8 protein-coding genes and 1 pseudogene are annotated in these 11,195 nt (G+C 51.0%); 3 read left to right on the plus strand and 6 right to left on the minus strand.

What is annotated here, in order from left to right; all coding sequences use genetic code 11:
* Positions 1 to 39: 39 nt before the first annotated feature.
* The 3 genes from trpS to Q0P86_RS09535 all read right to left on the minus strand — a co-directional run bounded on the left by trpS (position 40) and on the right by Q0P86_RS09535 (position 2,928).
* Positions 40 to 1,041, minus strand: a complete 1,002-nt coding sequence (gene trpS, locus Q0P86_RS09525) for a tryptophan--tRNA ligase (protein WP_290994110.1) — start codon at positions 1,039 to 1,041, stop codon at positions 40 to 42.
* Between the two features lie 12 nt (positions 1,042 to 1,053).
* Positions 1,054 to 1,995, minus strand: a complete 942-nt coding sequence (locus tag Q0P86_RS09530; protein WP_290994112.1) for a UDP-glucuronic acid decarboxylase family protein — start codon at positions 1,993 to 1,995, stop codon at positions 1,054 to 1,056.
* 81 nt (positions 1,996 to 2,076) lie between these two features.
* Positions 2,077 to 2,928: a type III pantothenate kinase gene (locus Q0P86_RS09535; RefSeq protein ID WP_295039032.1), complete on the minus strand. Its 852-nt coding sequence runs from the start codon at positions 2,926 to 2,928 to the stop codon at positions 2,077 to 2,079.
* A 110-nt stretch (positions 2,929 to 3,038) separates the two neighbouring features.
* Between Q0P86_RS09535 and Q0P86_RS09540 the strand changes: the two genes are divergently transcribed.
* From Q0P86_RS09540 to argF, 3 genes are all read left to right on the plus strand, one after another.
* Complete coding sequence (locus Q0P86_RS09540; protein ID WP_291024061.1) at positions 3,039 to 3,944, plus strand: DMT family transporter; 906 nt, start codon at positions 3,039 to 3,041, stop codon at positions 3,942 to 3,944.
* 182 nt (positions 3,945 to 4,126) lie between these two features.
* Entirely contained in the window at positions 4,127 to 5,659 is a 1,533-nt protein-coding gene (locus tag Q0P86_RS09545) for a hypothetical protein (protein ID WP_295039035.1), read from the plus strand.
* Positions 5,660 to 5,968: 309 nt separating this feature from the next.
* Positions 5,969 to 6,928 carry an ornithine carbamoyltransferase gene (gene argF / locus Q0P86_RS09550; RefSeq protein WP_290995448.1) on the plus strand — a complete coding sequence of 320 codons (960 nt, stop codon included), beginning with the start codon at positions 5,969 to 5,971 and terminating at the stop codon, positions 6,926 to 6,928.
* 153 nt (positions 6,929 to 7,081) lie between these two features.
* Here argF and Q0P86_RS09555 read toward each other — a convergent pair whose 3' ends face one another.
* The 3 genes and pseudogenes from Q0P86_RS09555 to Q0P86_RS09565 all read right to left on the minus strand — a co-directional run.
* Complete coding sequence (locus Q0P86_RS09555) at positions 7,082 to 9,616, minus strand: ATP-binding protein (RefSeq protein WP_295039037.1); 2,535 nt, start codon at positions 9,614 to 9,616, stop codon at positions 7,082 to 7,084.
* On the minus strand, positions 9,613 to 10,719 hold the full coding sequence (locus Q0P86_RS09560) for a BMP family ABC transporter substrate-binding protein (protein WP_295039039.1): 1,107 nt from the start codon (positions 10,717 to 10,719) through the stop codon (positions 9,613 to 9,615). Before Q0P86_RS09560 ends, Q0P86_RS09555 begins: the two co-directional genes overlap by 4 nt.
* A pseudogene (locus tag Q0P86_RS09565) lies at positions 10,709 to 11,195 on the minus strand (BMP family ABC transporter substrate-binding protein); the annotation flags it as partial. The pseudogene Q0P86_RS09565 and the gene Q0P86_RS09560, both read right to left, overlap by 11 nt.

Raw genomic sequence — 11,195 nt, forward strand, 5'->3', positions numbered from 1 at the left:
ACCGAGCGGTCGTATTAGTGAACCGGGCGGTCCCTCTTATTAGTACGTACCAAGAAGGCTACGGACTTTTTCCATCATCGCCTTAGATTTTACTCTAGCTTTTTCTTTACCGTAGGCAAGGATCTTGTCGATTTCTTCGGTGTGGTTCAGCAAGTAGAAATACTTTTCGCGGGCTGCACCCAGATGTTCTTCGAGAACGTTCTGGAGCTCCTGCTTGGCGTGGCCCCAGCCCATGCCACCGGCGCGGTAGCGGGCCGCGAGCGCTTCGGTCTGTTCCGGAGTGGCAAACAGCTTATACAACTTGAACACGTTGCAAGAGTCCGGATCCTTGGGTTCTTCGATGCCCTGGGAGTTCGTCACGATTTTGCCGATTTTCTTCTTCAAGGCCTTGCTTTCGAGGAAGATGTCGATAACGTTGTCGTAAGACTTGCTCATCTTGCGGCCGTCGAGGCCCGGGATAATTCCTGTGGTTTCCTGAAACACGGGTTCCGGAATCGTGAACACATCTTCGCCAAAATGCTTGTTGAACTTGATGGCGATATCGCGGGCAAATTCAACGTGCTGCTTCTGGTCCTTGCCCACGGGCACGATGTCAGCGCTGAACATCAAAATGTCAGCATCCATGAGGCACGGGTAGCAATAAAGACCCATGTTCACGTTGGCATCCGGATCTTCGCCAGCGGCTTCGTTCTTCGCGACCTTGTCCTTATAGGCGTGGGCGCGGTTCATGAAGCCCTTCGGCGTAAAGCAGCTGAGAGCCCAGCTGAGTTCGAAAATTTCAGGAATGTCGCTCTGCTTGTAGAACAGGCCTTCTTCGGGGTTCAGGCCAAGAGCGAGCCAGGTCGCCGCAATCTTGTAGATATTGGCCCGCATTTCGGCGCCGTTCTGCACGGTAGTAAGCGCATGATAGTCGGCAATGAAGTAGACCGTATCGTAGGTCTTCGAAAGTTCAAGTGCCGGGCGGATAGCTCCCAGGTAGTTGCCCAGGTGAGGAGTGCCGGTGGGCTTGATGCCCGTGAGAGAAATTTTTTTCGTGGCCATAGAATTGAAGGGTTAATGATTAGAATCTTTTAACAGTTTGTCGAAATACACAATCGTCTTTTCGAGGCCCTGACGCAAGGGAATCGTCGGTTCCCAACCGAGGGCGGACTTTGCAAGATCGATGTTGGGGCGGCGCATTTTCGGGTCGTCACCGGGAAGCGGCTTGTACACAATCTTGCTCTTGGAGCTCGTGAGTTCAAGCACTTCCTTCGCGAGTTCAAGCATCGTGAATTCGCCGGGGTTTCCAATGTTCACCGGTCCAATAATCTTGTCTTGGTTCATCATGCGGACAAAGCCTTCGATAAGGTCATCCACATAGCAGAAGCTGCGCGTCTGGCTACCATCACCGTAAATCGTGATGTCTTCGCCCTTGAGCGCTTGCACGATAAAGTTGCTGACCACGCGGCCATCGTTCATGAGCATGCGCGGACCATAGGTGTTAAAGATGCGCACGATACGAATGTCCACATTGTTCTGGCGATGATAATCCATGAACAGGGTTTCCGCGACGCGCTTGCCTTCGTCGTAGCAGCTACGGATACCGATGGGATTCACGTTTCCCCAGTAGTCTTCAGTCTGCGGATGCACGGCCGGATCGCCGTAGACTTCGCTGGTGCTCGCCTGCAAGATGCGGGCCTTTACACGCTTTGCCATGCCGAGCATATTGATGGCTCCCATCACACTAGTCTTGATAGTCTTTACCGGATTGAACTGGTAATGGATGGGGCTTGCCGGACACGCAAGGTTAAAGATGCGGTCCACTTCCAAAAGGATAGGCTCCGTCACATCGTGGCGGATGAGTTCGAAGCGGCGGTTGTCGCGCAAGTGGTCGACATTCACCAGGCGCCCTGTAAAGTAGTTGTCGAGGCAAATCACCTCATGTCCGTCGTTCAACAGACGCTCGCACAAGTGACTTCCCAGAAAACCTGCACCACCAGTAACTAGACAACGCATATTAAGCTCCAATTATTCGAGCATAATATAGCTATTATGGCCATAAGTGACATTAATTTTCCCCTTCTTACTTGAGAAATATTATTCTTCCTCGGTGTCCCGCGTCTCTTCGCCGTAAGCAGCCGCAGTGGTTCCGTTCAAGGCGACCAGACGAATCCCTCGTAGCGTCAAGAACGGATCATACTTGTCAATCAAGGACGTCCTGCGAGCAATCGTTTTTCCCCAACCGCCGGTCGCATACACAGGCATATCGTCGCAGGCCATTTCCTTCTTGATTTTGCCAATAAGAAATTCCAACTGGGCCAGGAAACCATACAGAAGACCTGCGCGGATAGCGTCATCGGTATTGTCTGCCACCACGGCCTCTGGCCATTCAATCGTCACGGGCAAAAGGCGCGCGGCCTTTTCCGTCAAGGCATCCAGGCTCGCGTTGATGCCGGGAATAATCACGCCACCTGCAAAGGCGCCATCCTTCATGACGTCGAAAGTGGTAGCGGTCCCCATATCCACGACAATCGCATTATTGAAGCCTGCATCACGCATGGCAATCACATTGCACAAGCGATCGGCACCGGCCATCGACGGGTTCTGGTAATTAATCTGCAAACCCATGCAGTTCTTGGAATTCACCACCTGCACCCGCTTTTTCAGCAAGGAATCCAGAGCCTTGATCCAGGGGCGTTCCAAAGCGGGCACCACGGTAGAAAGTCCCACATGGGTAATCTCTTCGGACTTGATCTTGGAAAACCTCAAGAGACCACCCACCTTGTTCATCACTTCGTCAGAGGTGGTTTCTTTGCGGGTGGTCAGGCGCCAATAATCAACCACCTTGGTATCCTTGAAAATACCAATCACCGTGTGGGAATTGCCCACGTCGACCACAAAAGAAATCGTATTCACCGTATCAACCGTCTTTTTCAAGTCCTTTTTCACATCAACAATAATAGAAAAAGATGTTTTTTTTCAAGTTTCCTTGATTTGCAATGTTCAATATTTTTTCAAAAAAGGGATTTTTCCATTTCCATTTTCTATATATTGTCGACATGGCAAGTTTCGGCTACAGTCTCTTATTGGTATTGACGGCGTTCATTTGGGGGTCGGGTTTTGTTGCCCAGATTGAAGGGAACACCTTCGGGCCGTTTGCCTTTTCGTGCATCCGTTGCTTTATCGCAGCCGGGTTCCTTGCCTTAGTTTTCAAAATTCTTGATGCATTCGGCAAAAGTCCGCGCAGGCCGCGCTCCCCCGCCGAAACCAAGCTTCTTTGGAAAGCGGGATTCTTTTACGGGCTCGCCCTTTGCACCGCCATGAACCTGCAACAGCTCGGAATGTTCCTCGGCACTCCTGCCGGAAAGGCGGGTTTCCTAACGGCGTGCTACATCGTGCTCGTGCCGGTCGTAAGGCTCATTCTTGGACACCGCATTTCGCCTAAGACATGGATTTGCGTCGCGATTACCACCGTCGGGCTTTACCTGCTCTGCATCAAGGACGGTTTCTCTTTGGAACTTTCGGATGGCGTTTCGTTACTTTGCGCATTAGCCTTTTCGTTCCATATTCTAGTCATCGACAAATTCGTGAACCAAGTCGACCCGATACGCGTCTCGGCAATTCAATTCCTGACCATCGGCGTGCTGACCGCTCCACTGATGGTTCTTTTCGACTTGAAGTTCCCTGCATTGGACTTTAGCGCTGTTGCCGCAGCAGCAGTCAACCCACGGGCAGTTGCAGGCCTCTGCTTTGCCGCATTCTGTTCCAGCGGCATCGCCTACACGCTGCAAATCGTTGCACAGGACAAGGTGAACCCCACCATCGCTTCCCTCACGATGAGCCTCGAATCGGTATTCGCAGTACTTGCAGGCTGGGCCATTCTAGGAGAACAGCTTTCGGCCCGTGAAATTTGCGGTTGCACCATTATGATGGTCGCTATTGTCGCCGCGCAGATTAAGCGCTAGTCAAGCCGATTTCGCAGAAGAAAGTCAACATTACAATCGGGTATAGCCGCAACGCGGCCAAATCCTGCGTTGTAAAGGCGAACAACGGAAAAAGCCCCGTTTGGGATTCATTTTGCATTTTCGGATTTATTTTATTTGTACTTGCAGATGTAAAATTCATTGCATCTAGAAAGGATTGGGTAATGAAAAAGTGGAGAATCATCTTGCCGGTGGCAATAGCCGCCGGGTTTTGGGCCTGTGGAGACGAAAATAGCACCGCCTCAGAATGTGTAACTGAACAGTGCCTTATTGAAAAATATGGCCAATACAACGCCGATTCGGCCAATGCGGCAAATCAGCAGAACCCCAACGGGGACTCGATTCCGAGCCTCCTGGATCCGAACAGCCCGCTTGGTCCAAATACCCTCGTCGATCCCAATAACCCGCAGATTCCAAACGAACCGGCTTCTTCAAGCGACACCGGTATACCGCAGCCTGAATCCTCGGACGCCGCTCCGATCGTAGGATCTTCGAGCAGCCACCATCATTGGGGCAGCAGTTCCTCGGAGGCGACCTTGACAGAGTCCAGCTCCAGCGAAGCTGCCGTCGTTAACCCTGGTGACACCTTCAAGGAAGACTTCCGCGACGAATGTCCCGTCACCAACATCCCGAACATTGGAGCAAACGCCAAGCTCCCCGATCCGTTCACCATGTTCGACGGATCCGCTGTCACCACCAAGGACCGGTGGAAATGCCGCCGCGAAGAAATCGCTGCACTCCTTGAAAAGGTGGAGCTCGGTGAAAAGCCGCGTAATCCCGAAAAAGTCGAAGGAAGCTACTCCGGCGGTTCGCTCAAGGTCACCGTTACAGACAAGGGGAAAACCCTCAGCTTCAGCGTCAAGATTTCCGGTGCAGGCACCAAGGACACCCCGAAGCCCGCCATTATCGGGTTCAGCGGAGGAAGCCTGGATTACTCGGGATTGAATGTCGCCACCATTTCGTTCAACCAGGACAACGTCACTCCCGAAAAGCCGCGTGGATCGGGCGAATTCTATAATATGTATGGCAGCAACCACAGCGCAGGTTCGCTGATTGCCTGGGCCTGGGGCATCAGCCGCCTCATCGACGCCCTCGAAAAAACGCCCGAAGCGGGCATCGATGTTCACCACCTGGGTGTTACCGGATGTTCTCGCCTTGGCAAGGGTGCCGCCGTGGCAGGTGCCTTCGATGCACGAATCGCGCTCGTCATTCCGCAGGAATCCGGCTCCGGCGGAGCTTCCAACTGGCGTAGCGCCGCCAAGGACAGCGAAGCACAGCCGCTCAGCCACGCCTGTCAGGAAGCCGCCTGGTTCCGTTCCTCGCTCTGTAACTACGGCAACAGAATCAATGACCTGCCCACAGACCACCATTACCTGACCGGCATGGTCGCCCCGCGCGCGCTCCTGGTTCTCGACAATACCGGCTGGGTATGGCTCGGTGAAGGCTCCAGCTACGCAAACGCCATGTCCACCGTCGAAATCTTCAAGGCCCTCGGTGCCGAGAAGGATTTTACCTACAGCAAGGCAGCAAACCACATGCACTGCAGTTTCCCTGTCGAAAACAAGGACGAGCTCACCGCCTTCGTGAAAAAATACCTGTTCGACGACAAAACTCAAAATACGGGTAAGATCGAGGCGAAGGGCGTAAGCTACAACGCGGCGGACTGGCAAGACTGGACCACGCCCACCCTAAACTAGGATTTTTGCATATTTTTATCTGTTTTGGAGGCATTTTGCCCTTGACAAAGCCCCTAAAAATTTCTCTATTTGCGCATACAATTTTTAGTTTAACCCTTAACGGAGAAACAACATGCCTTGCGGAAAGAAAAGAAAGCGCAGGAAGATCGCGACTCACAAGCGTAAGAAGCGCCGTCGTCGTGACCGTCACAAAAAGAAACTTCGCTAATATCCGTTAGCATTCTATTGTGATTTCCTGTTAAAGACGGAGTGTAAAAGCTCCGTTTTTTACTTTTTTTGTTTTTATAGGGCTTGCCCAAAGGATAGAAGATGATTGATCGCAACAAGCATTTCCTCCGCCTCATGGACTGGAGCGAAGAAAAAATCCTGGAAACTATCGAAATTGCTTCTCGCCTCAAGGCGGAAGTTCACGCTGGTAAGGTATCCGACCGTCTTCACGGCCAGAACATTGCCATGTTCTTCGAAAAGCCCTCGCTGCGAACCATCACTACTTTCCAGGTCGGCATGAACCAGCTCGGCGGCCACGCCGTGTTGCTCGCCCCCGATTCCATCGGTCTTGGCAAGCGTGAAAGCGTCAAGGACGTCGCCCGTTGCCTTAGCCGCTGGGTGAACGCCATCGTAGTCCGTTGCTTCAAGCAGGATCTCGTCGAACAGCTCGCCGAATACGGCAGCGTGCCGGTCGTGAACGCCCTGACCGATGACTACCATCCGTGCCAGGCAATCGCCTTTGCCCAGATGATTTGCGAAAACCTGGGCGGTTTCAAGAACGCCGATGGCAAGCCGAAGACTGTCGCCTTTATCGGTGACGGTAACAATGTCGCCAACTCCTTCCTCGCCCTCGCCTCCAAGGTGGGCATGAACTTCACGCTGGCCTGCCCCAAGGGTTTCGAACAGCCCGCCAAGGTGGTAGAAGAAGCCGAGGCCGGCCTGAAGAAGCACGGTTGCCAGTACCGTGTATTCCACGACCCCAAGGAAGCCGTCAAGGACGCCGACATCCTCTACAGCGACGTGTGGGTATCCATGGGCCAGGAAGGCGAAAAGGCCTCCAAGCAGAGTCACTTCCTGCCGTTCCAGATCAACGACGAACTCCTGAAACTCGCTCCGGCTCACTGCAAGGTCAGTCACTGCTTGCCGGCTCACCGCGGCGAAGAAATCACGGACTCCGTCATGGACAACCTGGACGTGAACATGAGTTTCGAAGAAGCGGAAAACCGTCTGCACGCTCACAAGGCAGTGCTCTGGCAGGTGATGACGCCGTTTTCCCGATAAGCTTCGCTATACTGCGTTGTTCGGCCTCTCACGTACCTTTTAGTACGCTACGAGGCCTCGCGCCTTGTCTAGCTCGCTTCCCAGAAAAAATGAATTTAATTAAAAAAAGTCCGACTGGGTCGGACTTTCTTTTTATATACGCAAACGAGACGATTACGAATTTTTCAGAGCCGCCAGGAGCGCCGTGTATTTTTCCACGAACGCCGCGTGATTCTGCCTTACGAATCCAAGGTTACTTTCCTTGCAGGCCATTTCCAGCGCCTTTGCCGCCTCGGAGACTTTGGTCGCCCCGATGGTAAGCGAAGAACTTTTCAGGGCATGGACCACGATGCGGTAGTTTTCGAAATCTTCCTTTTCAAAGAATTCCGCCAGCTCCTTCGTCTTGTCGCCCTTGACATATTCTTCCTGCATTTCGCGATAAAACTTTTCATCGTTCATGCAGTAGGCTAGCCCCGTCGCCGTATCCAGAAAATCGGATAGAGACGGTTGCGCGTTGCTCTTTTCGGCAACCGGAGCCGCAGCAACTGGGGTCGGGTCAACCGAAGCAAGCTCATCGTCCGTTTTTTTCTTGACAACATGAATCAGTTTCTTCGGCAAGAACTTCTTCAAAGTCGCAAGCAAAACTTCCTCGCGCATTGGCTTCGTGATGTAATCCGAGAAGCCTTCGTCCATATAGAGATTCTTGGCATCCACCACCGCATTTGCGGTAAGCATCACCACAGGAGTTATGGAATTCGGATTTTCTTCCAGTTTCTTCATCTTACGGAAGGCTTCGATACCATCCATCACCGGCATCATGTGATCCAGGAAAATCACATCATAATGCTTTTTCTGTATATACCGCAGCGCTTCCGCTCCGTTGACAGCCATATCGATCTGGATTTTCGTTTCCTTGAGGAGTCCTGCAAATACCTTCAGGTTCATTTGCATATCGTCGGCAACAAGGACGCACGCATCGGGCGCCTCGAAGCACTCATGGGCCTCGCCCACCGTCTTCTGGTGCTGCTTGTACAGCTTCGCAAAATCACCGATAGGCGTCTCGTCGCTGACCTGCTGCAAAAGTCGAACGGTAAAGGTGGAACCCTGTCCATAGACACTATCCACATGGATGGTGCCGCCCATCATGTCCAGCAGCTGTCGGGTCAAATTCAACCCGAGGCCAGTTCCTTCGATATTGCGGTTCCGCTTTTCGTCAAGGCGGACAAAGTTCTGGAACAGTTTCCCGCGGTCGCATTCGCGAATTCCGATGCCCGTATCCTTCACCTGGATGCAGAGCACGACCTCGTTGGCGAACTTTTCGGACATCGGACTCAAATTGTTCTTCTCGGCACGCACCGACAGCATCACGGAACCTTCGTTCGTGTACTTAACCGCATTCGACAGCAAGTTGTTGATAATCTGCTTAATACGTACTTCGTCACCAAATAGGCTCGACGGAATATCAGGCGAAATGTCCATGACAAGATCCAGATGCTTGTCACGGGCACGGGTCGAGACAATATTGTAGCAGTCGCTCAGCACCGAGAAAACACTGTACTTCACCGACAAAATTTCCATCTTGCCCGATTCGATCTTGGAAATATCCAGGATGTCGTTAATCAACGAAAGAAGCGTCTGCCCAGCATTCTGAATGTTCAAGGCATAATCACGCAGGTTTTCATCACTGCATTCCTTGAGGAGCATGGAATCCATTCCCAGAATTCCGTTGATCGGCGTTCTGATTTCGTGGCTCATATTGGCAAGGAAGAGGCTCTTGGCCCTGCTTGCACTTTCCTTTTCCCGGAGCAGTTCCTTGTTTTCGCGAGCCTTTCTTTCGGAGAACACCACATAGATCATCGCAATGATGAACATGAAAATCAGCAATCCGAAAACCCAGAGGATCAAGAACGAGATGCTATCCTTTTCCGAAGCGACCACATCGGCGGGAACAAGCCCCGTCAACGTGAATCCCGGCAACTTAAGTTCCGCGACAAAGTAATAGTACTCGAAACCATCTACGTCCCATTTGGCAGCGGAAGCAATCGAGATATTCAATCCGCTTTTTAGCTTTTCACGAACAGCTCCGTAACCGTTTTCACCCCAAAGCAAATCACTTGCGAGCGAATCGTTCGCGGACCTGACGATGATGCTATCCCTGGAATCCCTGATGGCAGCATATCCCTTGCCACTATAGCATATGATGCCAAAATTCTTGACAACCTTTTCGTCCTTATAAAGCCTATAGAGTACATACTTGACGTTCTTTCCGCTATACACAGGAACAGAAAACATCAGTCCCTTTCCCTTAAAGTAACTGATATATCTCGATCCGTGAAACGATTCGGAAATTCCCTTGAACTCCGAAGCATGAACATCTTGAGGGCCGTCGGAAAAAATGTGTTTCCCGTTCAAGGCAACGACGCCATAATTATATTCATCGTTGCCGTCCTTCAGAGTCGAAAGCATATGTTCGAGATGTTGCGGTTCGGCAGAAAGTCCTGCAGAAATTCCCGCCAAGGATTTCAACTCAAGCACAAACCTTTCTCCTATGGCTGACGCATAATTTTCAGCCTGGAAAGCGACCTGTTTTTCAACATAGTTCTGGAAAAGGCTCGAGAACTTGACACGCAGCAGGACTCCCACCAAAAGGAGAACCAGGACAAAGAACAGGAGCCCGATCAGGGGACGCGCCCCGAATTTTTTGATCATGGTTCAACCGCGCCCTTTACAAGCCATTCCATATCGCTACGCAAGACTTCGTCGCTAATGGTTTCTCCCTCTTCGGAACGGACCTTGCCCTTGCTATCGACAATCCGACCCGAGAACATATTGTACCCTGCCTTGATTTTTTCGATAGCACCATTTACGAGCGTCTTTACAGAATCAGGTACTTCGCTTGAATAAAAAGACAATCCCACGGCATCTTTTTCAAGACCTAGCCAGTAATCCATATTCTCGTTATCCTTTTTCTGGATATAATCCTGGATAAAGTCCTTATAGATAATCACCCAGTCGAGTGCAATGGAGCTCAACATCTTGGACGAGAACCGGTTTTTCTCTACATGGTTTCCGATGCAATACACACCACGTTTTTCGGCCACCTCGATAATATAAGCCCTATCCTGATGGAACGCAATAACATCAATGCCGGAACTGTCGATTAACTTATTCGCATTTTCGGTTTCCACTTCGCCTTCGTTCCAGGAATTCGTCCATCGCACATAAACCTTCGCCTTGGGATTGACACTCTGAACGCCAAGGATAAAGGCGTTCAAGCCACGGTACACCTGAATATTTTTCATGGCAGCGACATAACCGACATGGTTCGTCTTGGTCATCGCCCCCGCAAGGATACCGGCCAGATACCTAGCCTGATAGATACGCGCAAAGTATGCCTTGTAATTGGGAGCCTCAAATTCCCAGTTAATTCCGTAGAACATCACGTCCGGATGGCTTTCGATGATATCCTTTATGATAATGGGATAGCTATAACTGGTGAGAACGATGATTTTAAGACTATCGGCAATCATATCGTTCACGGCCTTTTCCAGCGGTACCCTTTCTTCGGGAATTTCCGTAATCAGGGACATCTGGACGCCGAGACTGTCGCAGGCGGACCTGATTCCCCTGTAATGCGTTTCGTTCCAGCCATTATCCACCGTATCACTCAGCAAGACAAATCCGATGCGGAGTTTCTGGACTTCCGCTATTTTCTTTACTTCTTCATTACCGACCTTCGAGAAAGAAAGATACAGCAAAACGAAGAACGCGACAACCGCAAGCAATGCTATTATCGTGATTTTACTTTTCATCAAAGTTCACCCCCTTGACAAACCAGTTGAAATGATTCAACATATCATTATCCGACATGCTTTCACCATCATTAACGCGAACCATCCCCGTATTATCTTCGATCGGACCGTAAAACACATCAAAAGACCCATTCAAGATCTTCTCACGTTCAGCCTCAACCAACTTTACAGCTTCCGGATGCACATGCGCAGTAAACGGCGCCAAATCGACAATCCCCGATTCGATACCGTTCCAATAGCTTCTTCCCTCAAATTTGTGCTTGAGTACATTGAAAATATTCGGTGTATAGAACTTTTCCCAGCGCCATATCGGAGCCGTCAAGAAATGTTCCGGATAAAATTCCGCATTGTCTAGGTTATAGCCCACAATCCAGATTCCGAGGGAATCCGCAATTCGCATAGGCTCGCGGCTATCGGTATGCATCGCAAGGACGTCGATGGAATCTCCTGCCAGCAGCGAGCGCGTCGCCTTCGCG

Origin of the sequence: uncultured Fibrobacter sp. (genome assembly GCF_946062555.1) — a bacterium.
Lineage (GTDB): Bacteria > Fibrobacterota > Fibrobacteria > Fibrobacterales > Fibrobacteraceae > Fibrobacter.